General features: G+C 52.1%; 25 protein-coding genes and 1 tRNA gene. 11 read left to right on the forward strand and 15 right to left on the reverse strand.

Annotation, left to right across the window (positions count from 1 at the left end):
- Nucleotides 1-75: 75 nt before the first annotated feature.
- The 6 genes from hscA to iscR all read right to left on the reverse strand — a co-directional run bounded on the left by hscA (nt 76) and on the right by iscR (nt 5345).
- Nucleotides 76-1938 (reverse strand): Fe-S protein assembly chaperone HscA, encoded by a 1863-nt coding sequence (hscA, locus tag ACFQPC_RS07760; RefSeq protein ID WP_382271286.1) that lies wholly within the window; start codon nt 1936-1938, stop codon nt 76-78.
- A 123-nt stretch (nt 1939-2061) separates the two neighbouring features.
- Nucleotides 2062-2577 carry a Fe-S protein assembly co-chaperone HscB gene (hscB, locus tag ACFQPC_RS07765; RefSeq protein ID WP_382271288.1) on the reverse strand — a complete coding sequence of 172 codons (516 nt, stop codon included), beginning with the start codon at nt 2575-2577 and terminating at the stop codon, nt 2062-2064.
- A 164-nt stretch (nt 2578-2741) separates the two neighbouring features.
- Nucleotides 2742-3065, reverse strand: a complete 324-nt coding sequence (iscA, locus tag ACFQPC_RS07770) for an iron-sulfur cluster assembly protein IscA (protein WP_382271290.1) — start codon at nt 3063-3065, stop codon at nt 2742-2744.
- Between the two features lie 75 nt (nt 3066-3140).
- Nucleotides 3141-3545 (reverse strand): Fe-S cluster assembly scaffold IscU, encoded by a 405-nt coding sequence (gene iscU, locus ACFQPC_RS07775; protein WP_012079110.1) that lies wholly within the window; start codon nt 3543-3545, stop codon nt 3141-3143.
- A 55-nt stretch (nt 3546-3600) separates the two neighbouring features.
- The gene (locus ACFQPC_RS07780) at nt 3601-4854 is read right to left on the reverse strand and encodes an IscS subfamily cysteine desulfurase (RefSeq protein WP_012079109.1); all 1254 of its coding nucleotides are present in this window, start codon (nt 4852-4854) and stop codon (nt 3601-3603) included.
- A 17-nt stretch (nt 4855-4871) separates the two neighbouring features.
- Nucleotides 4872-5345 carry a Fe-S cluster assembly transcriptional regulator IscR gene (gene iscR / locus ACFQPC_RS07785; protein ID WP_012079108.1) on the reverse strand — a complete coding sequence of 158 codons (474 nt, stop codon included), beginning with the start codon at nt 5343-5345 and terminating at the stop codon, nt 4872-4874.
- A gap of 523 nt (nt 5346-5868) precedes the next feature.
- Here iscR and ACFQPC_RS07790 point away from each other — a divergent pair.
- Complete coding sequence (locus ACFQPC_RS07790; RefSeq protein ID WP_382271292.1) at nt 5869-6603, forward strand: TetR/AcrR family transcriptional regulator; 735 nt, start codon at nt 5869-5871, stop codon at nt 6601-6603.
- Nucleotides 6604-6619: 16 nt separating this feature from the next.
- Here ACFQPC_RS07790 and ACFQPC_RS07795 read toward each other — a convergent pair whose 3' ends face one another.
- Both ACFQPC_RS07795 and uvrB read right to left on the reverse strand, forming a co-directional pair.
- Nucleotides 6620-7405 (reverse strand): uracil-DNA glycosylase family protein, encoded by a 786-nt coding sequence (locus tag ACFQPC_RS07795; protein ID WP_382271294.1) that lies wholly within the window; start codon nt 7403-7405, stop codon nt 6620-6622.
- 81 nt (nt 7406-7486) lie between these two features.
- Entirely contained in the window at nt 7487-9577 is a 2091-nt protein-coding gene (gene uvrB, locus ACFQPC_RS07800; RefSeq protein WP_382271296.1) for an excinuclease ABC subunit UvrB, read from the reverse strand.
- 117 nt (nt 9578-9694) lie between these two features.
- On the opposite strand from uvrB, the gene ACFQPC_RS07805 reads away from it, so the two are divergent.
- Complete coding sequence (locus ACFQPC_RS07805; RefSeq protein WP_175626511.1) at nt 9695-10909, forward strand: amino acid aminotransferase; 1215 nt, start codon at nt 9695-9697, stop codon at nt 10907-10909.
- Nucleotides 10910-11012: 103 nt separating this feature from the next.
- Nucleotides 11013-11088, forward strand: a tRNA-Asn gene (locus tag ACFQPC_RS07810).
- Nucleotides 11089-11150: 62 nt separating this feature from the next.
- Here ACFQPC_RS07810 and ACFQPC_RS07815 read toward each other — a convergent pair.
- Nucleotides 11151-11375, reverse strand: coding sequence for a hypothetical protein (locus ACFQPC_RS07815; protein WP_382271298.1), 225 nt, complete (start codon nt 11373-11375; stop codon nt 11151-11153).
- A 389-nt stretch (nt 11376-11764) separates the two neighbouring features.
- Between ACFQPC_RS07815 and ACFQPC_RS07820 the strand changes: the two genes are divergently transcribed.
- The 3 genes from ACFQPC_RS07820 (at nt 11765) to ACFQPC_RS07830 (ending at nt 15083) form a co-directional block, all read left to right on the forward strand.
- A complete protein-coding gene (locus ACFQPC_RS07820) occupies nt 11765-11974 on the forward strand; it encodes a hypothetical protein (protein ID WP_382271300.1) in 210 nt (69 codons plus the stop codon).
- A 1-nt stretch (nt 11975) separates the two neighbouring features.
- Entirely contained in the window at nt 11976-14042 is a 2067-nt protein-coding gene (locus ACFQPC_RS07825; protein WP_382271301.1) for a tetratricopeptide repeat protein, read from the forward strand.
- A 198-nt stretch (nt 14043-14240) separates the two neighbouring features.
- Nucleotides 14241-15083 (forward strand): hypothetical protein, encoded by an 843-nt coding sequence (locus ACFQPC_RS07830; protein WP_382271303.1) that lies wholly within the window; start codon nt 14241-14243, stop codon nt 15081-15083.
- A 531-nt stretch (nt 15084-15614) separates the two neighbouring features.
- Here the strand turns inward: ACFQPC_RS07830 and ACFQPC_RS07835 are convergent.
- Entirely contained in the window at nt 15615-15815 is a 201-nt protein-coding gene (locus ACFQPC_RS07835; RefSeq protein ID WP_382271304.1) for a hypothetical protein, read from the reverse strand.
- Nucleotides 15816-16007: 192 nt separating this feature from the next.
- Between ACFQPC_RS07835 and ACFQPC_RS07840 the strand changes: the two genes are divergently transcribed.
- From ACFQPC_RS07840 to ACFQPC_RS07855, 4 genes are all read left to right on the forward strand, one after another.
- Nucleotides 16008-16982, forward strand: a complete 975-nt coding sequence (locus tag ACFQPC_RS07840; RefSeq protein ID WP_382271306.1) for a hypothetical protein — start codon at nt 16008-16010, stop codon at nt 16980-16982.
- A 292-nt stretch (nt 16983-17274) separates the two neighbouring features.
- Entirely contained in the window at nt 17275-17499 is a 225-nt protein-coding gene (locus tag ACFQPC_RS07845) for a hypothetical protein (protein WP_382271308.1), read from the forward strand.
- A 190-nt stretch (nt 17500-17689) separates the two neighbouring features.
- On the forward strand, nt 17690-18268 hold the full coding sequence (locus ACFQPC_RS07850; protein WP_382271310.1) for a TetR/AcrR family transcriptional regulator: 579 nt from the start codon (nt 17690-17692) through the stop codon (nt 18266-18268).
- Nucleotides 18269-18393: 125 nt separating this feature from the next.
- The gene (locus ACFQPC_RS07855) at nt 18394-18885 is read left to right on the forward strand and encodes a hypothetical protein (RefSeq protein ID WP_382271312.1); all 492 of its coding nucleotides are present in this window, start codon (nt 18394-18396) and stop codon (nt 18883-18885) included.
- 52 nt (nt 18886-18937) lie between these two features.
- On the opposite strand, the gene ACFQPC_RS07860 is transcribed toward ACFQPC_RS07855, so the two are convergent.
- From ACFQPC_RS07860 to ACFQPC_RS07880, 5 genes are all read right to left on the reverse strand, one after another.
- Complete coding sequence (locus ACFQPC_RS07860) at nt 18938-19897, reverse strand: AraC family transcriptional regulator (protein WP_382271314.1); 960 nt, start codon at nt 19895-19897, stop codon at nt 18938-18940.
- 61 nt (nt 19898-19958) lie between these two features.
- On the reverse strand, nt 19959-20723 hold the full coding sequence (locus ACFQPC_RS07865) for an SDR family NAD(P)-dependent oxidoreductase (RefSeq protein WP_382271316.1): 765 nt from the start codon (nt 20721-20723) through the stop codon (nt 19959-19961).
- A 166-nt stretch (nt 20724-20889) separates the two neighbouring features.
- A complete protein-coding gene (locus ACFQPC_RS07870; protein ID WP_382271318.1) occupies nt 20890-21399 on the reverse strand; it encodes a nucleoside deaminase in 510 nt (169 codons plus the stop codon).
- 59 nt (nt 21400-21458) lie between these two features.
- Nucleotides 21459-22841 carry an amidohydrolase family protein gene (locus ACFQPC_RS07875; protein WP_382271320.1) on the reverse strand — a complete coding sequence of 461 codons (1383 nt, stop codon included), beginning with the start codon at nt 22839-22841 and terminating at the stop codon, nt 21459-21461.
- A gap of 43 nt (nt 22842-22884) precedes the next feature.
- Complete coding sequence (locus tag ACFQPC_RS07880; protein ID WP_382271322.1) at nt 22885-24264, reverse strand: nucleobase:cation symporter-2 family protein; 1380 nt, start codon at nt 24262-24264, stop codon at nt 22885-22887.
- Between the two features lie 216 nt (nt 24265-24480).
- Between ACFQPC_RS07880 and ACFQPC_RS07885 the strand changes: the two genes are divergently transcribed.
- On the forward strand, nt 24481-25395 hold the full coding sequence (locus tag ACFQPC_RS07885; protein ID WP_382271324.1) for a LysR family transcriptional regulator: 915 nt from the start codon (nt 24481-24483) through the stop codon (nt 25393-25395).
- Nucleotides 25396-25422 lie beyond the last annotated feature (27 nt).

The raw sequence follows: 25422 nt of genomic DNA on the forward strand, positions 1-25422 counted from the left end.
ATGCGCCGGACAAAAATTCGCTTGCCTGCCCCGGCGCCTAACGGCCCTTCAACCCGCAGGCTGAAGAGCGATGAATCAAATCTCGTCCAGTTTCTTGCCGGAAAGCGCAGTACGTACACTGCGATCCATACGACGTGCGGCGAATTCTTCAGTGCCTTGCGCCAAGGCCTCTACCGCCGCCTTGATCGCATGATGATCGTCACCCTTGCTGCTTTGCTGTACTGCCGCCAGCAGGCTGGTAACCGCACTACGCTCATCATCCGTCAACAACGCTCCATCCGCGTCCAGCGCCGATTGCGTCGCCAGTACAATGCGCTCCGCTTCCACCTGTTCTTCACGCAAGGCGCGCAAAGCCATGTCAACATCCGCCGACTTGAAGGAATCCTGCAACATTTGCGCGATCTGGTCGTCTTCCAAACCATAGGAAGGCTTGACGCTGATCGATGCTTCAACACCGGAACGCAGTTCACGGGCGGAAACCGACAGCAAGCCGTCTGCATCCACCTGATAAGTCACGCGTATACGTGCCGCCCCTGCCGCCATCGGCGGGATGCCGCGCAATTCAAAGCGCGCCAGCGAACGGCAATCGCTCACCAGTTCACGTTCGCCCTGCACGATATGAATCGCCATCGCGGTCTGGCCGTCTTTGAACGTGGTGAACTCTTGCGCACGGGCGCATGGGATCGTCGAATTGCGCGGAATGACTTTCTCTACCAGGCCGCCCATGGTTTCAATACCGAGCGACAAGGGAATCACGTCCAGCAAGAGCCAGTCGTCGCCCGCCGCACGGTTACCGGCCAGCAAATTGGCTTGTACCGCAGCACCCAGTGCCACGACTTTATCCGGATCGATATTCGCCAGCGGCGTCGCCTGGAAAAATTCACCGACGGCCTTGCGGATATGCGGCATGCGGGTTGCGCCACCCACCATCACCACGCCGTCGACATCATCAACCGTCAGGTCGGCATCGCGCAGCGCTTTCTTGGTCGGGGTAATGGTCTTCGCCACCAGGTGCTGCGTCATTTTCACGAAATCAGCCGCAGTGACGGTGAGATGCACTTCTTCGCCTGAACCCAGAGCCGCATCGATATGCGTTTCCGCCTTGGTCGACAGCAATTCCTTCGCTTCGCGCGACTTCACCATCAGGACGCTGAGGTCTTCATCCGACAATGGTGACAGCTTGGCTTGTTCGATGATCCAGCACAGCAGGCGATGATCGAAGTCGTCGCCGCCGAGTGCGGAGTCGCCGCCGGTGGACAGGACTTCAAACACGCCCTTGGTCAGTTTGAGTATGGATACGTCAAAAGTACCACCACCCAAATCGTAGACCGCAAACACGCCTTCAGAGCCGTTATCAAGGCCATAGGCAATCGCCGCTGCTGTCGGTTCATTCAGCAGGCGCAGGACATTCAGTCCGGCCAGCTTGGCGGCATCCTTGGTGGCCTGGCGTTGTGCGTCATCGAAGTAAGCCGGTACCGTAATCACCGCGCCGACCAGTTCATCACCCAGCGCATCTTCGGCCTGCTGACGCAAGGTAGCGAGTATCTCGGCTGAAATTTCCACCGGGCTTTTGACGCCGGCCACGGTTTTCAATTGCACCATGCCTGGTGTATCGAGGAAGTCGTAAGGCAGATTTTCGACGTAGGCGATATCTTTCAGGCCGCGCCCCATGAAGCGCTTGACTGAAGCGATCGTATTCTTGGGATCGGCATTTTGAGCCGCCAGCGCCTTGTAACCGATTTGCGCATGGCCGTTCTTCATGTAATGCACGACGGACGGCAGCAAGGCGCGCCCTTCCTCGTCGGTCAATACTTCCGGAATACTGTTGCGTACCGTGGCTACCAGTGAATTGGTGGTGCCGAGATCGATACCGACGGCCAGCCGATGCTGATGCGGCGCGGTGGACATGCCGGGTTCGGCGATTTGAAGGAGAGCCATATTCGTTTGTAACTTATCTCAAGATGAAATGATCGCCATGCAGCAGCCATCATTGTTAGCGCGTGTTTGCATCAAACATTAGCCGCGCATTAATCGGTTTTGCTATACATCGATACCGCCAAATCAGTCCGGCAAGGCATCCAGTGCATAAGACACTTCTTCAGAAAACTTTTCCAGGAACATCAACTGGCGTACCAATCCGGCCGCCTGCGTAAAATCATCTGCATCCAGCAAACCGCCGATCTCGGCCACCGTACTTTTGCGCGCGGCCCGGATCGCATTATCAAGTTCATCCAGCTCGTCGCGGCTTTTATGCGCGCGCGCATCGTCCAGCGCTTCACGCCATTCCATTTGCTGCATCAGGAATTCGACCGGCATCGCGGTATTCGATTCGACCTGCAAATCGACGCCATTCAATTCGCACAGGTAGGCGGCGCGCTTGAACGGGCTCTTCAGTGTCAGGTAGGCTTCATTGGCGCGCGTTGCCCATTGCATCGCGACGCGCTTCTCGGCATCCGATGCGTGTGCGAACTTGTCCGGATGGACCTGGTTTTGCACACTGTGGTAAGCACCGTCCAGTGCCTTCAGGTCTATGGCAAAGCGCTGCGACAGATGGAAGAGATCGAAGTGGTTTTGCATTCTTGTGCGCTGGCTATCGGCTGGCTTTTAGGGCGATGCAAGCATCATCGCATCATCGAATACTCAGGGAATATCCGGTTTATTCAATAAAAAAGCCTGCGCACATTCGACAGGCTCAATCAAAAAAGGTAGTCCGCCGGGCGCAAGCGCCCTGCAGTCAGCTATCAAATACGGAAGCTTTCACCGCAACCGCATTCATCCTTGACATTCGGATTGCGGAACTTGAAACCTTCATTCAAACCTTCGCGTGCAAAATCCAGCTCGGTGCCATCGATATACGGCAAGCTTTTCGGATCGACAAAGACCTTGATGCCATGCGATTCAAACACGCTATCTTCATTGGCGCTTTCGTCCACGTATTCCAGCTTGTAGGCCAGACCGGAACAGCCGGTCGTGCGCACGCCGAAACGAAGGCCGATACCCTTGCCGCGCCGTTCCATATTGCGAGTAATGTGCTTCGCTGCTTTTTCAGTCAGTGTAATTGCCATGATCTTTGCTCAAAAAGATTGTCTTTGGCTGTGCCGCGCATCCTTACGGACACGCTGCACAGACGCTTAACAAGCTTAAGCCGCTTCTTTCGATTCAGCTACGCCGTGCTTGGTTTTGTAATCCAGCACTGCAGCCTTGATGGCGTCTTCCGCCAGGATCGAACAGTGAATCTTGACCGGCGGCAAAGCCAGTTCTTCTGCGATTTGCGTGTTCTTGATCGACATGGCCTGGTCCAGTGTCTTGCCCTTGACCCATTCGGTCACCAGCGACGACGATGCAATCGCCGAGCCGCAGCCGTAGGTTTTGAACTTGGCATCCTGGATCACGCCGTCAGCGCCGACCTTGATCTGCAACTTCATCACGTCGCCGCAAGCCGGCGCACCAACCATGCCGGTACCGATGGTTTCATCACCCTTGTCGAAGGCACCCACGTTACGTGGATTTTCGTAGTGATCGAGAACTTTGTCTGAGTAAGCCATTTTGATACTCCTTGTTAAGCCTTATTCCCACCCTGCGGCAGGAACGAGAACGATATTAGTGTGCCGCCCATTGGATCGTGCTGATATCGATCCCGTCTTTATACATATCCCACAGCGGCGACAATTCGCGCAGCTTGTTGACTTTTTCCTTGATCAGCTTGATCGTGAAATCAACATCTTCTTCTGTCGTGAAGCGACCGAAGGTGAAGCGAATCGAGCTGTGCGCCAATTCATCGCTGCGACCCAGCGCCCTCAATACATAAGATGGTTCCAGACTGGCCGAAGTACAAGCCGAACCTGAAGAAACAGCCAGATCCTTGATTGCCATGATCAGCGACTCGCCTTCAACGTAGTTGAAGCTGACGTTGAGGTTGTGCGGTACGCGGTGATCCATATCGCCATTGATATAAACCTCTTCCATATCCATCAGGCCCTTGGCCAGACGATCGCGCAAGCCCTTGATACGGACGATTTCTTCATCCATCTCTTCGCGTGCAATACGGAAAGCCTCGCCCATGCCGACGATCTGGTGGGTTGCCAGCGTGCCGGAACGCAAGCCGCGTTCATGACCACCGCCGTGCATTTGCGCTTCGATACGGACGCGCGGTTTGCGACGTACATACAAGGCACCAATACCCTTAGGACCGTAGGTTTTGTGTGCGGTAAATGTCATCAGGTCGACTTTGGATTTTTCCAGGTCGATCTTCACCTTGCCGGTTGCCTGTGCTGCGTCGCAATGGAAAATGATGCCCTTGCTGCGGCACAATTCGCCGATTTCATCGATAGGCTGGATTACGCCGATTTCATTGTTGACCAGCATGACCGAGACCAGGATCGTATCCGGACGAATCGCTTCGGCCAGTTGTTCGATGGTGATCAGGCCATTGTCCTGCGGTTGCAAATAAGTTGCTTCAAAACCCTGGCGCTCCAGTTCACGCACGGTATCCAGCACAGCCTTGTGCTCGGTCTTGACCGTGATGATGTGCTTACCCTTGGTTTTATAGAATTGTGCGGCACCTTTAAGTGCCAGGTTGTTGCCTTCGGTTGCGCCCGAAGTCCAGATGATTTCGCGCGGGTCGGCATTCACCAGGGCCGCGACTTGTTCACGTGCATCTTCCACTGCCTTTTCAGCCGTCCAGCCATACATATGGCTACGCGAAGCCGGATTACCGAACTGCTCACGCAAGTAAGGAATCATCTTGTCGGCAACACGCGGATCGATAGGCGTAGTCGCCGAATAATCCATATAAATCGGGAAATGCGGCGCCTTGATCGTATCAATCAGGCTTTTGTCTAACGGGGCATTCATCTTTTTAGCTCCAATAATCAAACGGCTGCGTGGTTGCGATGCACGACCACCACACATTGTTCAGAAATCTTTTGTTTTTGCTGGTCTACCAAATCTTTCAGGGATACGGAATCCAGGTAATCCACCATCTTGGCATTCAGCGTTGCCCACAAGTCATGGGTCATGCAACGACCGCCATGTTCATGTTCCGGGCTGTGGCAGTTTTCCTTGCCGCCACATTGCGTCGCATCCAGCGGCTCGTCGACGGCAATAATAATGTCTGCCACCGTCACATCTTCTGCACGGCGTGCCAGGTTGTAACCACCACCCGGTCCGCGCACCGATTCAACGATTTCGTGACGGCGCAATTTGCCAAACAATTGCTCCAGATACGATAGCGAAATCTCTTGCCGCTGGCTGATTCCGGCGAGCGTGACAGGACCATTGTCCTGGCGCAATGCCAAGTCAATCATTGCTGTTACAGCAAAACGGCCTTTAGTCGTCAAACGCATGAATCTTGCCTCCAGTGACCAATGGGAATGAATAACCCGATTGGTTGATCGATTCACTCAAGTATAACAAACTTGACTGATTCTGTCAGGTACCCGCTTTTTCCTCTTTACCCATATCCAACAAGGCTCTCCGCGCAGCATTCCCAGCAGCATATTTTATAAGTTAATCAGTTTCCCGGTATTGACCGGCGTCACTAAGCCGGATATTGCATTGCAAGAAAATGCACTCTTTCGCCCGCATGGTGACAAGCAAATAAGGCCGGTCAAGCCGGATGCAAGCCAGGCCCAGGCGCCACAAAACCACCGTCCGAATCACCACATTTGACTTCCAAGAATCGATTTTCATTAAAATTTGAACGATCATTCAATCAATTTTCAATGAATTTCACGACTTGGATCCATTAATTTGAGAATAAACGGAGCCCAAACAGTATCCCCATTCATTCAAATATGACTTTGAACGAATATTCAATTTATAATTGACCCCTCGTTAATTAACTGAAACTTCGTTTCAATATCAGCAATGGCCACACGCATTTCCAAGACCCCGCAATCGCCTACCCAAAAAGCCGATAAGAAACGAATCGAAGTCCTCAAAGCCGCCGGCAAATGCTTCCGCAAAACCGGCTTCCACCAAACCTCCATGCAGCAGATCTGCGCAGAAACCGGCCTTGGCCCGGGTGCGGTCTATCGTTATTTCACCGGCAAGGAAGCGATCATTGAAGCGATGGTCGAAGACGAGCGCCGCCAGACCCGTGCCATGCTGATCCAGATGCGCGACGCGGAATCAATCCAGCAAGCACTCAGCAACACCACGCGCCTGTTCGCCGAACGCTATCGCGCCGGTGGCGATGCCAGCCTGATGACGGAAGTCTATGCAGAGGGAATGCGCAGCAAGCGCGTCGGGACGGTGTTACGCAAGATAGAAGCCGAATGGATCATGGGCCTGACCAATCTGTTACGGATTGCACAGGCACGCGGACAGATGGATGCATCGCTGGATGCGGCGCAGACCGCCTTGTTCCTGACCGGGATGTGGGATGGGATGGTGATACGCCAGCATTTCCATGCGCATGATGATCAACATGCACTGCCGGCCTTTTTTGAAATGATGATTGCACGCTTGCTGACACGTGAAAGCAAACCGGAAAAACCCGGCAAAGCCGCCGCTGCAACACAAGCAAATACCGCTGCTCCGGCCAATGAAGCCAGGGAGCCGGCTGAAGCGGCCGACCTGCGCCAGCTCAGCCTGATCTGAAACCCGGATCGAACGCTTATTTCTTCAGTAAATGCATGGCGCCGAACAGCTCCTGCATCACCGCATTGCCGATAAAACTCAGGTTGTACGGATGCTCTGAAACCTTCTTCGGAAAACGTGCACTCTCCGGCAAGGCTTCCAGTTGCACCGCAATCTTGCCCCACAAGACCAGTGTCGGCGCTGCCTTGCCAGCCTGCTGCGCATGATCAGCCAAAGCCGCCAATACCGTTTGCAGGAAAGGCAACCAGGCTTTGGCATCCTTCACCGGTGCCACATGCGCACGGAATACCAGCGACGCATTCAACAATAAAAATCCATGTTCAGTCAGCTTGTCTTGCAGCTCCGGCAAGGTTTGAATCACGCTGTCAGGAGCAGCTTGCGCCTTTTGCGAAACACAAGCCAGCGCATCACCGGTAGTTTGCTCTATCGATAGCTGCCCGTCCGCCACCAGCAGCATCTTCATGAAATTGCGCAGTGACGTGGCGCGATTGACCTGCTTCGACAAACCTTTGTCCGACCACAGCGAAGATACCGCGCCATCCATGAAACAAACCCCGGTCGCACTATCCGGCCGCGGATAAGGCCCCTCACCTACCAATACATAACGCACTGCGGCCAGTGGCTGGCTGAAAGCAGCAAACAGGCGACCAGCGTTGGGCAGGAAATCATCCACTGCCAGTACCGGCAGATAGTCCGGTGACGCTTTCTGGACCGCATTGAGACCGGCCAGCAAGACCGGACGCCAGGATGCATCGGCGGCATCCAGCATGGATATAAAGGAAGGGGGAATTGTTTGCGGCATAGCTTATAAACAGGCAGGCGAAAGCAGCGATTGTAGCCCTAACCCTGCCCGCCACAAACCCAACTGCAAATCGCCCGCGATTTAACTTGCCAGCGGTGTAGCGTTATCCGCTCCGGGCGCGCCGAAAAGCTGCTCTTTCAGGATGCGCAACTGATCGCGTACCTGTGCGGCTTTTTCGAACTCCAGGTTCTTCGCATGGCCCAGCATCAGTTTTTCCAGACGCTTGATTTCCTTGCTGACCTGCTTCTCGCTCATCGCCTCATACTTCGCATGCTCTTGCGCGACCTGCAGCTCCAGGCGTGCTTCCTGCGGACTGTAGACGCCGTCGATCAGCTCACGGATATGCTTCTTGATACCGATCGGCGTGATGTTGTTCGCCGTATTGAAAGCGATTTGCTTGGCGCGGCGACGCTCGGTTTCATCAATCGCACGACGCATCGAATCGGTAACCTTGTCACCGTACAGGATAGCCATACCGGTCAGATTACGCGCGGCACGGCCTATGGTCTGGATCAGGCTGCGCTCGGAACGCAGGAAGCCTTCCTTGTCCGCATCCAGGATCGCCACCAGCGACACCTCGGGCAAATCCAGGCCTTCGCGCAACAAGTTAATCCCGACCAGCACGTCGAAGGTACCGAGACGCAAATCGCGAATGATCTCGACCCGCTCCACCGTATCGATATCGCTGTGCAGGTAACGCACCTTGATACCGTTATCACTGAGGAATTCGGTCAATTGTTCGGCCATGCGCTTGGTCAGCGTGGTCACCAGCACGCGCTCATTCTTTTTCACGCGATCGGTGATTTCCGACATCAGGTCATCCACCTGGGTCGATGCCGGACGTACGCTGATCAATGGATCAACCAGGCCGGTCGGTCGCACCACCTGCTCGACCACCTGGTCGGCATGCGTGTTTTCATAATCGGCCGGGGTTGCCGAGACGAATACCATCTGCCGCATCTTGCCTTCGAACTCGTCAAAACGCAGCGGCCGGTTATCCAGCGCCGACGGCAGGCGGAAACCGTAATCAACCAGATTGGTTTTACGCGCCCTATCGCCGTTATACATACCGTTGAGCTGCCCCATCAGTACGTGCGACTCATCCATGAACATCAGCGCATCCGGCGGCAGGTAATCAACCAGGGTCGGCGGTGGATCGCCGGCCTTGGCCCCGCTCAGGTGGCGCGAATAGTTTTCGATGCCCTTGGTGAAGCCAATTTCCTGCATCATTTCCAGGTCGAAGCGGGTGCGTTGCTCAAGCCGCTGTTCTTCAACCAATTTGCTTTCCTTGCGGAAGAACTCCAGGCGTTCGCGCAACTCATCCTTGATCGTTTCTATCGCGCGCAGCACGGTAGCGCGCGGCGTCACATAGTGAGAACCCGGATAAACGGTGAAGCGCGGGATTTTTTGCTTGACGCGGCCGGTCAGCGGATCGAACAGCTGCAAACTCTCAATCTCGTCATCAAACATTTCCAGCCGGATCGCCAGTTCCGCATGTTCGGCCGGGAAAATATCTATCGTGTCGCCACGTACACGGAAGGTACCGCGGCCGAAATCGACCTCATTGCGCGTGTATTGCATCGCAATCAGGCGGGCAATCACATCGCGCTGGCTGACCTTGTCCTTGGCGCGCAGGGTCAGGATCATCTGGTGGTATTCGCTCGGGTTACCGATACCGTAAATCGCCGAAACCGTCGCAATAATCACCACGTCGCGCCGCTCCATCAGCGATTTGGTGCAGGACAGGCGCATCTGCTCGATATGCTCATTGATCGACGAATCTTTCTCAATGAACAAGTCGCGCTGCGGTACGTATGCTTCCGGCTGGTAATAATCGTAGTAGCTGACGAAGTATTCGACGGCGTTTTCCGGGAAAAACTCGCGAAATTCACTATATAGCTGCGCCGCCAGCGTCTTGTTTGGCGCAAACACAATGGCCGGGCGCCCCATGCGGGCGATGACGTTAGCAACTGTATAAGTTTTACCGGAGCCGGTTACACCCAGCAGCGTCTGGTAAAACAAGCCATCCTCGATCCCTTCGACCAATTTTGCGATTGCGGTCGGCTGATCCCCTGCCGGCGGGAAGGGCTGGTGCAGGCGAAACGGGGAGTTCGGGAAGGTAACGACTTTCGCTTCGTCAACGGAATTGGAAACCTGGGATAAATCAGCCATTTAAATCCGACCTTTGGTAAAATAGTGAGTCGCATTTTCCGCAAGACTTTTGGCCTTGCGCTTCATACAACCCGTCTGCAACACCACCGTTTGCAGCTAACTTTTGATGTTATCACGATGAACGCACCTCTTCCTGCTTCGCTCCTCAACGCCATCGAAATGGCGCCCCGTGACCCGATTCTTGGTATTACCGAAGCATTCAATGCAGACAAGAATCCAAACAAAATCAATCTTGGTGTCGGCGTCTACAACGACGACAACGGTAAGTTGCCACTGTTGGAATGCGTACGTAAAGCCGAAGTACTGCTGGCAGAAAAACTGTCGCCACGCGGCTACCTGCCTATCGACGGCCTGGCTGCTTACGATAAAGCAGTACAAGAACTCGTATTTGGTGCCGATAGCGCAGTAGTCAAGGAAAAACGTGCAGTGACCGCGCAGGCAATCGGCGGCACCGGCGCATTGAAACTGGGCGCTGACTTCCTGAAACGCTTCGCACCAAACGCCCAAGTCTGGATCAGCGATCCAAGCTGGGAAAACCACCGCGCGCTGTTTGAATCGGCTGGTTTCGTCGTTAACAACTACCCATACTACGACGCAGCAACCCGCGGCGTGAACTTCAGCGGCATGCTGGATACCCTGAATTCGATCCCAAGCGGCTCCATCGTTCTGCTGCACGCTTGCTGCCACAATCCGACCGGCGCAGACCTGACCGACGCGCAATGGGCGCAAGTCATTGAAGTCGTATTGAAACGCGGCCTGATTCCATTCCTCGACATGGCTTACCAGGGCTTTGGCGACGGCATCGAATCCGACGGCAAAGTGGTTCGTCAATTCGCAGAAGCCGGCGGCCCGGTATTCGTTTCGAACTCCTTCTCCAAATCGTTCTCGCTGTACGGCGAACGCGTAGGCGCATTGAGCATCGTTGCAGTCAGCGCAGAAGAAGCAGCACGCGTCCTGTCGCAATTGAAACGCGTTATCCGCACCAACTATTCGAACCCACCTATCCACGGCGGCCAAGTCGTTGCAACCGCACTGGCAACACCTGAACTGCGCGCATTGTGGGAACAAGAGCTGGCTGACATGCGCGTACGTATCCGTGACATGCGTCAAGCATTCGTACAGAAGTTGAAAGAGCAAGCACCAGCGCACAACTTCGACTTCGTTATTCAACAACGCGGCATGTTCTCGTACTCCGGCCTGACCAAAGAACAAGTCAATCGCCTGCGTGATGAATACTCGATCTACGCTATCGACACCGGCCGTATCTGCGTCGCAGCTTTGAACACACGCAACATCGATTACGTCGTTGGCGCAATCGCGAAAGTCATTTAATACGTAGTAGTAAAAGCGCGATAAATATTTTTGCAAAAAACAAAGAAATTTATCGCGAAAGCTTTGACAAGTGAGAGTTCTTGATACATAATCTCGCTTCTGTTCCCTGATAGCTCAGTCGGTAGAGCGACGGACTGTTAATCCGCAGGTCCCTGGTTCGAGTCCAGGTCGGGGAGCCACAGAATTAGTAGTAGGAAATCAAGGGGTTATCGATAAATTCGATAACCCCTTTTTCTTTGTACTATGAACCATTTCTCTTATCTCTTAACTTTTCTGACAGTGACAACACGAGATAATTCATTGTCTCTCGCGTTTCAGAATTGATTAAGCTGTAATGCTCAATCACCCCTTCCCCCGCATCAAAATCAATACGAACTAACTTAAAGGCTCTCTCCCTTTGGTCTTCTTTCCTAGTGGGTATTTCAAGATCAACATATCTAATACCCTTGTCACCTTCAAATTCCATGTTGTGATCGAAATCACCAGCATAGATTTTTGTCGGAATGCCGCGAGGAAAAGCTTTACACTTCTTTCGCCCTAGTTGGTAATAAACACTGGGAACGGGCCATGCATAACTCCAGGTGACCAAATCTCTATCGAATATTAAGAAACAGAGGACCAGTAAATGTATAACAAGAACTAATAGAAGAATTAATTCCTCATTTGTCACAGTTGATACGACTAAAAAAGTGCCATTGCAACTCAGTATGCTCGGTTCCAATTACATCGGCTAATGCCAGCCGATGTGTGTGCCCAAGGCTGCACTGGATCTTCTAGTGCTTTTTTCGCTTTTGGGATATGTGCGACCTCTGTTTATGATTCTCTATAATGTGCGCTAAACAGGGAGATCAATAAATGAAAAATCGAACCAAAGTAATCTTGGCAGTGTTGGGCGGCGCAGCGAGCCTTGCCACCATTTATGGAGCAGTCAAAACTCCATCCGAATCCATCAAACCCATAACGATCACCAACGAAGCGCATAGCACTGGCACTAATTCCCCTGCCATCAACCAGGCAGAAGGCAGCACGATAAATTTAAATTACTCCTCGCCTCCGGAAAAATAGCATGCGGACTCTGCTCATTTACCTGTGTCTATGCTCCCTTACCACCTCAACCTGGGCTCAGAACCTGGCAACATCATCGGGCGCTAATAGTCCCGCTATAAATGCAGCACCTGGTTCTAAGGTCGGCATTGAATACCTCACCCAAGTAACCAACTATTACATCAGTCCTGCTGAGAAAATTGGTGCCGCGACGAAGAATGAGAAAGATCCCTCGTTCATCAGGGCCAATCACTTTGTCAGTAAGGGCGATTACAAAAATGCTCTTAAAGAGCTGGAACGCTTTACAGCCAATAAAAACCACGCTGCTCGGAAACTGGCACTAGCGAAGTACATCGAAGCCCAGATTTACAGTTACAACGAACGATTTGACCGTGCTGACAAATCATTTAGTACCGCTTTGGATTTAGAGCCTAACAATTGCACATATCTGTTCAGCAAAGGCCACTCCCTGATGAACATCGGAAAACTATGGGAAGCGGAAAGACTTCTCTCAGATGAACAGGGTGGCACAGCATCCTGCTTGGCTTCAGGAACGCCAGCCGAGATAGCTAATCTGCACCTCGTTTCAGCAAGGATTCATTTGGAGCTACGAGATCGAGCGTCAACTTACGACGATATGGATAAGGCTTATCGCGCAATTAAACAGTCCAAAAACTACTCAGGATGGGCAGAACCTACATGCGTGCTATTCGATCTAATCAAAAGCGTACCAACAGTCGATCAATCGCGGTGGCCTGACTTACTGACCTCTTGTGTGAACAAGATGCAGCAGCAAACCAATAACAAGAACAGCCTGATCACGGAACGTGCGATCTTCTATGAAGCCTTACATCAAAATTCCCCAACAGCTTTAGGCATCGGGACGGCATTGAGGAGCGAATGGACAGATGCCGAGGCACTCGATATTGCGGGCGTGGATGTAGTTAAAAAACGTGCATTACGCGGGACGTTTCTGTCGGATTTAGGGATGCAAGCATTTTGGACTGGTGGCGATCCGGCTTCAGCTGGGGAATTGTATCGAGAAGCCTATAACGTCCTTGAGCCTTTAATCAGTTCTGGCCGGAATACAATTATCGCTGAAACAATGGGGCTTATGCTTCGCGTCATGCACCTGGACACGATGGCATCACCATACGTTTTTCCCGATGCAGCACCCCGATTTGCAAAAGCCATCAGGCTTTCAAGAAAGTACGCTTACCTTGATGGCTCTTTCCAATCGTGTTTCACACTTGATCTCATTAATCGTGCGTCACAAGGCATTCCCGAAATAGCGGCTTCGGCCTCAGATATAAGTCAGGCTGACGCCTGCTTTAAACGTGCACTTACGCCTGGGTCTTGGACGGCCGTTAAGAACAATTTTGATAACGTCTCCGAGTCGACGGCCAAAGATGTAACGGAAGCATCGCTCAGACAACGCATAGAGGCGCGAAAAGCCCTTTTCGGTTTTCCTAGCAATACTCGCATTTACGCCGATCAAGCAAGCGACCTAGTTTTGCTTGCGATAATGGTCAAACAATCGCTTGGTGCCAATTCCCCTGAATATGTGGATATAGCGAATCAGGCATTGCTTGAAGCAGCGAAAGAACCATCGCTTAAGCGATCTACATTTGTTATCAGTAAATTGGCAGCGGATTCTACTTTGCCGTTCCCTATACGAAATAACCTTGTACGGCTAGCTTTTGCGCAGGTGAACGAAAACTCGTCAAGGCCAGACAATGACATGCATCAATGCCACTTTGGGGGACGGTCCACCGAGATGACTGCCGAAATTTTGGCGTTTGCTATCAAGTACGATCAGACTGATCTCAGTGCTCCAGCATCAGTACTTTGGAAGAGAGGGATGAAAGTAATTGACCAGTGCCTCGAACAACCACCGAAATCAGAACGTTTGTCCGATCAGCATCACGATCATTTGCAAAAACTTCAGTTCGACTTCATTGTTACTCAAGTCTCGCTAGGTGCGCATGAAGCTAAAGTGGATCCGCTTTGCCAACTTCTACCCGTATGCAAATCCCTGAAGCAATTCCCCAACCAGAGAGAGTTGTTGCGATCAACAATAGGGAAATGAATAAATCCTTGAACCTAAAATTAAAAGAGATCTAGGGCGGAGCTGTCATAAGTTCGGTCGGGAAGAACGTCATAAAAAGTCGAAAGAATACGTTCACCAAACATTACTTTTCCACGTACATTGGTGTGGAATGTAAACCAGCAAGAGTCCATGCTAAATTGGCAGATTGCGATTTATAACAAGTAGGTACATAAAATAATGACTCTTTCTCTTGCTTGGATTCGAAAAGTTAACACCGTTGAAGAGCTTGTTATCGCCACCGATAGTCGGCTTCGCTTCGGGTGTGCATGGGACTGCTCACCGAAAATTTTCCCTCTATCGCGTGGTGACTGCGCTATTTGTTTCGCGGGGAACACGATGTATGCTTATCCCATCATGGAGCAGATACGTAACGCAATTACAATGTATCCGAAGGCAGATTCTAGAGCGCTTGATCTGTGTGATTTGAAAGGTCACCTTCTACGCGTTGTTAGAAATATGGAGTCATTGATTCACGACTTACCCAAAGGAAAAAAAGAGAAGGATATTCCTGATGCTTTGTTCATACTCGCTGGTTATTCGTGGGCAAAGGCAGAATTCAAGATCTGGATTCTCTACTACAACGCAGCGCACAAGCAATTTGAATTCAAACGCCCTTCAATGCTGCACGGGAATCGTATCGCAATCATCGGTGATGATGTAGGGGATGCACAACGCCAAATTCTGAACCTCGCCCGTGAGAGAGAAATTCCCAAAAAAAACGGCTTCAATATGGAGCCTTTTGAGGTTTTAAGGGATTTTTGCCGGGACCCAAAGCGCCATCACATCGGGGGGGCTCCGCAAGTCGTCAAAGTTTACAAGCATTTAAATTCGATGCCATATGCAGTGTATTGGCCTAACAAAGAAAGCAATGGTCGATCGCTAATGGGCCGACCTCTTCTAGAATACGAGATGGCCAACTATTTAATGCTTGATCCTGATTCGCTCAAAACTGAGGATTATGTACCGGCACCAGCTAAGTCACGGAAGTCTGGGCTAAATTTACAGGATGATGCCCTCTAAGAGGGAAAATCAAACTCTAGAGCCATTTTGGTCGACAATGGACATCAGAAAATAGTACTCGAACCATTATTTGCACTGACAAAATGGCGTGTTTTGATCAAGCTACCAGTCGCGCAGAGAGACGATTAGGTAATAAGACAACCAGACTGACAGGCGATCTGGTTCGTAGTAAGGAATGTTCAGAGAGCCACAGAATCTGAAGGGCCTAGTTGAAAAACTAGGCCCTTTTCTTTTGTACTATTTAGTTCAATAGCAAGCTCAATAGCACTTCTTCACTTCTGGTCATCCCCCCCCTCTTTTCTCGCTACGCGAATTTCATTTGTCAACGAGCGCAGGCATTGTTTCGAAAATCCGTTTTCATGACTAAGCAGTTTGTTCACATCACTACTCCAAACACATTAACCTGCTCCGCATTGATTTAGTCAGTGCATTTCACTATTGCGACAGGCATTCGCCATTTTGATCAGGATCGATTCGCGCTTACTTTAATTCTTTGCGCATCTTCAAGCAGCGTCCATCCATCAGTAAGAGTCATTTCACAATTGCGTTATTAAAACGCCGTACTACCACCCCAATTCCGCGAACGTCCGTCAACACAAAGAGCAACAAATTTTGTTCGACATGAGCATTGTTGGTCTTTGCCTTCATCGTTTTGAACACCACCTTTAGGCGCTCCGGACTATTGCCACCATCAGCCAATACCTGCAAAAGTATTCCATGCAGCTTTTCCATTGGAATGACCTGCTTTAATTAACCGAGAGCAGCTAATTAAAGCCCCTCCCAACACTGCGAATACCTTTTAATTGTATTTCCTGCAAGTAAGAGGTATGTTTTGGGTTTATGTACTTATAGTCCCCCGCGTTGCTTCAACGGGTATTCATTCCGCAGACCAATTAAAGGTCCGACAAGATCGGCCATCTCTTCATGAAGGAGAACATTATCAACAAACAGACTTGGATCGCTGTTTACGGACAAGTGCTCATTCAGGATGGGACCATAACTTTAGTCCCGGATTCTGAACAGATCGATTCTACGACAGCGTCGCTAGTAATAGATCAAAGCCCTTCACCCCCTCATGCTGTGGTCAAATCCAACATTGAGTTTGACCAAGGAACGATAACTTGGGAAGCCAACGTAGGAGGAGCGGACGCCCGCGCACAACTCCTGTTATCCGTCGAACCAGACGTTAATGATGCGTCTATAAACGGTGCTACTAACTCAACAGAGTTGGCAACGGGTCTAAACGTTCTCGGTACACCATATGGCTTTGCGCTTTTTAAAAACGGAAAATGGGAGGCGCTTGGAGGCACCGGACAGGGATCCACGCTGCCGACGGGAAAGTGGATTAAAATGAAATTGACTGCGCGCGGCTCTAATGTCGAGTTGTTCTGTGAAAACGTCAAAGTCGTTGATACAACAGTCACCTTGCGGAGAGCTCAGCTTGGAGTGCTTTTGCAGGGCAGCAGCGAGTCTTCAATTCGCAATGTAGTTGTTGATGTCGAAGCGCCAACTTGTTTTGCCATCATGCAGTTCACCGAAGAATTCGATATCCTGTATAGGGACGTAATTCGTCCCGTATGCGAATCCTACGGGTACAAAGTCATTCGAGGGGATGACTTCTACACTGGGGGACAAATTCTGGAAGACGTTACGCGCTCAATTCGTAATGCCGCATTGATCATCGCTGACGTGACACCAGAAAATGCAAACGTTTTTTACGAGGTCGGGTTTGCTCACGCCATTAATAAGCCGACGATATTGCTAAGCGATCGCAAGAGAGAAAAGCTGCCTTTTGATATCTCAGGATTCCGCACTTTGTTTTACGATAACACTATCGGAGGTAAGAGCTTGGTCGAGGAGAGATTAAAAAAACATCTTGATGCTCTTCGACCGAAATAGCGCTACCACGGCAACTCCTTCTTTATAGAAGAAGAGCGACTATCCATTGCCGAGTTTTGCGCGATTCGGGGAGCCGAAAAATGTAAAGAGCCTGGTCGAAAAACTAGGCTCTTTTCTTTGGTCTGACGCACTTAGACATAGGATACTGCCGAATATCCTTCCTTTGTGAGTTCAATTCAGCAATCCCAAGAATTCTGAATCATCCCAGTCAACGCACATCGAATCATCATGATGTAGACTCCCTCCCTTTGCAGTCGCAATCATCTTTCCAGCAAATCAAACGAAAGCCTTCATGGAAATCACGCCCCAAGAATTCACCAATAAAATAAATGCACTCGCTACAGACCCACAGTACCCAGGCAGCAACCCTGACTACGGCGTTGAGCTGGTACAAAAACCTTTTGGTTATGATCTGCAAGCTCTCGGCGATACAGACATGCAGTTCATCCGTGACTGCTACCGTGAGGTGTACAAGGGATTCCAGCCTAAACCGACGGTTTTGTTCCCCAAAGCATAGTCAAGATACACACCTGTAAATTCACACTCGTTTATAGCGCGTAGCTTCATACACGGCTTGCACGCTCCCAAGCAAAAGCAAGCCGCCACGACTCCCTCACCCACCGGCAGACACCAGCCACTACCTGGCAATAACATCCCAAGTATCGCCTCGCTTGACAGCTTACCTACTAGTATGTAGAGTGCTTGAAATGAAAACAAACAACACATCCGAAGAAATCATTAGTTGCGCCCGGTCGCTGATCGTTGCCGGGGGCTATAACGGCTTTAGCTATGCCGATATTTCCAAGGTAGTTGGGGTACGCAACGCGACCATACATCACCACTTCTCGACCAAATCCAATCTGGTGCGGACACTCATCGTTAATTACCGATGGGAAGTTCAGCTGGGCATGGCGGAATTGGAGCGTAACGTACCGGAGCCGGTTGAACAGTTGCGCGCCTACATTCAGTATTGGGAATCCTGTATCACCGACGGCACGGCCCCATTTTGCATATGCGCATTGCTCGCGACCCAATTGCCGGCCCTCCCCGAAGAAGTAGCGCTTGAAGTAAGTGCCCATTTCCGCACCCTCTCGGATTGGTTGACCCTGGTACTGGAACGTGGCGTGGCAAATGGCAGCATACGGCTGGCAGAACCAGCCAAGGACGAAGCGGAAGGCTTCATGGCCGCCGTACACGGCGCCATGCTCTCGGCGCGTGCTTACAAGGATGCGAAGGTCTTCGGAGTAATCACCCAAGCTTTGTTGCAGCGCTTACTGGAAGTCTGAAGCCCGGCAGTAGTTTGCCGGGTTAAATTTTAACCCCTTACCCTACCTACTAGTAGAGAGTTTATTTAAGTGAGTTAGTTTTTTAAACAGTTGCATCATTTGCTCAACATACGAAAGGAATCATCATGTTTGGAATATCACCGCTAGGCTGGTTACACACATTAGGCAGCCTGCCTGCCATACCGTTAGCCCTGTATATGTTTGTACGCTATGGCCGGATTACACCGCGTAATGGTGCGGGCATCGCCTACTTTATTTCGATGTTCATAGGCGCGACCACTGTCTTCCTCGTTGCACACCAGCCCGTGAGCTATGGCATTGCGCTTGCGACGCTCCTGTTTTTGCTGACCGGTTATGGCATAGCACGCGTCACTTCTATCGGCAAAGCCGCCATTTACATCGAAACGATTTGCCTTAGCCTTACTGCTTTCTTGCTGATGGTTCCTACCGTAAGCGAAACCTTGCGCCGCGTACCGGACGGACATCCATTCGTAACCGATCCACAGTCACCGATTCTGCTCGGCGCCCTCGGCGGCATCTTCGTCATTCTGATAGTCGGTGTGACTGCGCAAATAATATCGCTACGCAAAAAGGACAAGGCGGCTACAGCTGGATGATTCCTTTGGGTTTAAAAAGTACCGTGACCGCTGACGGCAAAAATCGATCACTTCATTGCGTGGCCCTGTTTTCGGTTCGCCAGTCGGAAGGCGTACGTGTTTCCCATAGCCGGAAGGCGCGGAAAAATGAGTTTTGATCTTCGTAACCCAACATATAGGCCACCTCGATGATAGAAAGATTCGTATCGGACAGGTATTCCAATGCCAACTGGTGCCGGGTACGACTGAGCAAGCCCTGGAAACTGACTCCCTCACTCGTCAAGCGTCGCTGCAAGGAACGCTCGCTCATCGCCAATTCACTGGCGACGGAACGAATGTCAGGACGGCCGGCGGTCAGTCGCCGGCGCAAAATCCATTGGATTTGCTCGCTCAGCGAGGCTTTGCTGGCGTGTTGTTCCAGCCTGGATGTGAGGGCCTGGTCCAGGATCTGCAGCAATTCAGTGTTGTAGTTGAGGAAGGGCATTTCAAGGTCGGACTTGCGTATCGTCATGCCATTGTGCGCAGCGTTGAATCGTACGTCGCATTCAAAATAGCGCTCGTACACCCGTTCGTCCTGCGGCTCGCGTGAGAACGAAACAGCCAGTGGCCTTATGTGCCCTCCGGTCCCATGCCTGCCCAGTTCCAGCAAGGAAGCCAGCGAAGCATCAACCAAGGAGTGTGGTAATTCCGTACTCTTGGCATGGTTCCAATGCAGCTGAATCTCACCACTATCCTTGCCCTCTTGAAAGAGGATTTCTTCCGGCGCGCACAAACGCTTGAAGCGGGCAACTCGCTGCAAAGCATCGCGATAGTCCCGCGCATGATAGGCAACCATAAAGGAAGGTGGCATCTGCCCCACCCTCAGCTCTGTCGCTATCCATAAACCGACGGTGGGGTCCGGACTGAGTTCCTCCATCGCATGCCACAAGGCAAAGAACTGTTTGGTCGATACCGGCGTATCTTCTTGCAACGTACGTAGTGGCAACTGCGCACGAGCGATCACCTCGTTGCGTGCGAGACCAACACGTTTCATACCGTCCCAAAGGGTTGGGGAAATTTTGAGGTGATCCATACCAGTCTCTTCTTTCTGCAATTTACTTGGCTTGGAAGCCGCCGTCGACATTCAGGATGTGACCGGTTACATAGCTGGACTCGGGTGATAACAGCCAGTAAATCGCATCTGCAATCTCTTCCGGCTTACCCAGACGATTCATCGGATGCATGGCGGCGATACTCTCCTCATTATAGTTTTCGTCGCTACCGTCCAGATGCCCGGCAATAATGTCGGTTCTTGTACCGCCGGGCGCTACGCCGTTGATGCGTATGCCTTGCGTCGCATGGTCGAGTGCGGACGACTTGGTCAGTCCCACCACTGCATGTTTGGTCGCTGCGTAAGTTCCAGTCCATGGCATGCCATTGAGCCCAGCGATGGAAGTGATATTCACAATCGCACCGTTACCTTGGGCGAGCATCTGCGTGACCTCGTATTTCATGCACAAATATACGCCCAAAACATTGGTATCCAGCACCGCACGGAAATTCCTGGTATCGGACTGGTCTATGGTGCAACTCTCATTGAAAATACCTGCATTGTTGACCGCCATATCCAGTCGGCCGAACTCGGCGACGATTTGCAGAATCATGGCTTTAACGGCTGTTTCATCCGCTACATCGTTTTGAATAAAACGGACTTTGGCACCGGCCTTTGCGCCAGCGGCGATTTCTTTGACGGCTGCCTGGCCGACGTCGAGGCGACGTCCGCTAATGACGACATGGATACCATGTGCGGCAAGTTTCAATGCAGTGGCTTTGCCGATGCCGGTGGCACCGCCGGTAATAAGGGCTACTTGTTGGGACATTTCAAACTCCTGGTAGATATTGGGTTCACTCCATGCAAAGACAGAAGAGCTATGCATGGAGGAACTTTAGGAGTTTTGAATTAGCCGTGATATGCGCATTCCGCCTACTTGTATGCGGAATACGCCAAGCGGTAAGCTTGAGCTGGAAAACCAGACCGGTGTTTCCTTATTTCCAGAACCCCTCATGCGCCTTGGCAGCCTCGTCCTCCAGCAAGGGTCCCACTACTTCGACCTGACGCTGGCCGCGTATGAATATTTCACGACACGGCAGTGAAAAAGTCGGGTTTTCCGGATGATCGCCGGTCAGGCCCAGCAAAGCATGTTCAGACAAGGCGTAAACCACGCGACCGATACCGGTCCAGTAGATCGCACCGGAACACATGCAGCACGGCTCGGCACTGGTGTAAAGCGTGCTTTTGGCAAGCTGCTCCGGACTTAGCTTCTGCGCGGCGCGTGCCGCAGCAACCAGCTCGGCATGCTGGGTCGGATCACCTTCCGGTGGCATCGAGTTATTGCCGGCGGTAACAATGACATTGCCATGTTCATCTGCCACCAGCGCCGCAAACGGATGACGGCCGCGTTGCTTCGACTCCTCAGATAAAGCAATCGATTGCCGCAATAGTTCCAGATCGCGGGTAGACAGATTGAAGGTTTCGGTTCTGCTGCCACTATTCATTATGTAGCCCTGATTAAAAATAGTTGATCCAGGTAGTGTTGTGTGGAGATTTTTCGACCTCAAACGCGGCTGACCCGATCAAGCTCATTGACGGAAACCCCGGCCTGCTCCAGCCAGCTCTTGCGGCGGGCAAACAAATCGGGCGCAGCATCGTTGACTTCGGTGATAAACGCGCCCAGGTCCGCATGTTTAAGCTTCCCGTTTTCGACCAGAATGCGACCTGCCACCATGGTCATGTCCACATCACCACCTTGTACTGCGTGCACCAGGTTGTGATGAAGATTGGCCAGCGAGCCACGCGTAATGAGAGGTGTCATCCGCGGCGTGTTGGTGCGTACAGCGATCATGTCGGCGGCCTTGCCGACTTCCAGCGAGCCGATCTGCCGCTCCATGCCCAGTGCACGCGCGCCGTCTATCGTCGCCATGCGGCATATCGACCAGGCATCCAGTGCGGCTGCATTCAGGTTGGCGAATTTGGCCAGCAGAGAGGAGACCTTCATCTCCTCGAACATATCCAGGTTGTTATTCTCTTTTTCACCATCGGTACCCAGGCCAACTGCGACGCCTGCTGCTAATAATTTTTCGACCGGAGCGGCACCGGATGCCAGTTTCATATTGCTGATCGGATTGTGTGCCACACCAATATTGCGTCTTGCCATCAGCGCGATCTCGTCATCGTCAACCCACACGCAATGGGCCAGAAGAACCTTGCTGACATCGAGCAAACCGAATTTTTCCAACGCCTGTACCGGGCGCATTCCATAACGCCGGAGGGTTTCTTCCACGTCAAAGCGACTTTCGTTACTGTGCGTATGGAAGCCGACTTGATTAGCTTTGCAGATATCCACAATACGTTTGTAGGCCTGCGGCACGGCATAGAACATATGCTCCAGCCCCACCCACACACTGATGCGGCCATGCGCCCCGCCATGCCAGCGCTCGATCAGGGCTTCGTTGCTGTCCAGCGTCTCGAAGTAATCATGGTCAGGGTGTTCGGCGACGTAGGGCACCAACACTGCGCGTATGCCCAGCTCATCGGCGGCCTCTGCACTACCGTGCATGTAGCGCCACATATCCACTACCGTAGTGGTGCCGGACAGCAGTGCTTCGCTGTAGCAAAGCATCGAAGACAAGCGTGCCTCGGCGGGTAGCAGTACCCGATGCATGGGGTCTATGTACTGCTGCAACCAATCCCATACCGGCAAGCCCTCTGCCGTGCCCCGGAGTATCCCGGAGTGGCAGTGGGTATTGACCAGTCCCGGCATCAACAAGCGCTCGGCAAAGTGGCGCACCGCAATCTGGGGATGGCGCGCCAGCAATTCCGACGCAGGGCCGACATCGGCAATCACACCGTCCTTTACCAATACTGCGCCATCTTCGATCACGGTGTTATGGGCGTCCATGGTGAGGACGAGATCGGCCCTGATGAGTTCACTAGTCATTTTATTCAATCCTTTTGTTGGTTATTTTTTCTTGTTCACTTATTCAGCTATCGCTCAGGGCCGCTGTGCGGGCGGCTACCACTTCGGCCTCGTCGGCCTTGCCGAGCCCGTTGAACAGAATGTTGAGTATGAGTGCGCTGCAAACACTCAGGACGATCCCGCTTTCGGTAAAGACCCGGCTCCAGTCAGGCAAATGATGAAAGTAACGCGGCGCAACCATGGGGATCATCCCTATGCCCACACTGGTGGCGACAATCAAAAGGTTGTAGCGTGAACGTTCGAAATCGACGGTAGACAGGATGCGTACGCCCATCAACATGACCATGCCGAACATGACCATGCCGGCGGCACCAAGTACATACTGCGGGGTGGAAGCGACGATGTAGGCCATCTTGGGGAAAAGTCCCAGGCCGATCAGGATCAACGCCCCGACCATGCACACATAGCGACTCTTGACACCGGTCATGGTCACCAGGCCGATGTTTTGCGAGAAAGATGTATAGGGAAAAGCATTGAAGACGCCGCCGAGCACCGCACCCAGGCCATCCGAACGCAGCCCGCGCACCAAACTTTCACGCGTGGTCGGACGATCTACCATCTTGCCCAATGCGAGGAACATCCCGGTCGATTCGACCATGGTGACCAGCATCACCAGGCACATGGAAACTATCGCGACGACATCGAATTTCGGCATGCCAAACGCGAACGGCGTAATCATCGAAAACCACGGCGTCTCGTGTATGCCATCAAGTACGATATCGCCACGAAAGTAGGCAATGAAAAAGCCAACCAGCACTCCCAGCAGCACCGCAATATTGGCAATGAATCCTTTTGCGTAGCGATTGATGCCCAGGATCAGGATCAGCTGTAAAAGGGAAATCACCAGGTAAACCGGATTGCCATAATCCGGATTGGGACTGCCATCGGCAAGCATCGGCTGGCCTCCGGCTGACCAGTCGATGCCGACACGCATCAGGCTGATACCGATAACCAAAAGCACGGTACCGGTCACCAGCGGCGGAAAAAAACGCAGCAAGCGCCCCATCACCGGGGCGAACAGAATACCGAACAGGCCGGAGACGATGATGGCACCGTACACGCCCTGCAAGCCCAGGTTCGGATTCACGCCTATGGCGATCATCGGCGTAACCGAAGCGAAGGTCACGCCCATCATGATAGGCAGTCGTATACCAAAGAAGCGATTCCCTACGCACTGCACGAGTGTCGCCAAACCTGCGGCGAACAGGTCGGCATTGATGATCAGGGTTAACTGGTCTTTGGGTAGCTGCAGTGCAGCACCTAGTATCAACGGTACGATGATGCAGGCTGAATACATCACCAGTACATGTTGCAAACCATAGGTGCCCAGCTGACCGAACGGCAGTACCTCATCCACAACATGAACGTCCTTGTCTTTGTTCATTTGCATCTCCTTTTTTCTTATAGATACGGCGCCCGGGCGGCAGCGATTGCCGATTCCGGTAGCGCCTGGCTATTTGCTCCTTCTGGCGGGAACAATTAGCAGCTCGGCCCCGGTGATCTGTTGTCAATATCCGGGGGCACGCCATCATCTATCGAAATGAATCGATAATAAAATCAGTTACTATCGCTTTGATCGATGAGTAAATCAGGGGAGACCATGCGATTTTCTTTAGAACAGCTTGAGACGTTTTTACTCGTAGCAGAAACCGGTTCCTTCTCCGCTACCGCGAGGAAACTGGGCAAAACACAGTCGACCGTGAGTGCGGCCATTGCGAATATCGAAATAGATATGAACCTGTCCCTGTTCGATCGCACCACGCGCAAACCCACGCTCACGGCCGCCGGACAAAAATTGCTGATTGAAGCGGAAGCGGTCATGGAGCGCTGTATCGCACTGGAGGCGCATGCAGACAGCCTGAGTGACAGCAATCCGGCTGAACTCACATTGGCAATCGAAATTCCGTACAACACGGTCATGCCGGTGCTCAGTGCGTTTGAATCCAGGTTCCCATTTATCGACCTGACTATCCGCAACCCGGTGTATGGCGACGTCAGTGAACTGGTAATCAAGGGAGAGGCGGAACTCGGCATTGCTTTTGCCCAACCGGGCTACCCTAGCGAACTGAACTTCACACAGTTGGGCAGGCTCGTCATGGTGCACATCACGCATCCGGACCACCCTCTGGCAAAAATGGAAAAGGTCAGCTTCAGCGACCTGCACACACACCGTCATCTCGCCTTCAGCGCGCATGCCAACAAACTCCCGACCACCGAATACCTGAGGGCCACGAAAGTGTGGCAAGCGGAAAGCTATCTGGCGCTGATCGAAATGGTACGTGCCTGCCTGGGCTGGGCGACACTACCGCGACAATTGATCCACCGGGAGCTGGAACAAGGTGAGCTGGTGGAGTTGCAACTGGAAGCCTATCCATTTACGGACTGGCTGGTCGGTGTAGATCTGCTCTGGCAAAAACGCCGGAACCCGTCCGAAGCAGAAAGATGGTTGCGAGGACAATTCCAGCAAAACAAGGTATTTGAATTCGACAACTTCGGACAAACCACCGCACGCTAGATGGCGGCACTACATCAATTTACTATC

Origin of the sequence: Herminiimonas glaciei (assembly GCF_042664955.1) — a bacterium.
Classification (GTDB): domain Bacteria; phylum Pseudomonadota; class Gammaproteobacteria; order Burkholderiales; family Burkholderiaceae_D; genus Oxalicibacterium; species Oxalicibacterium glaciei.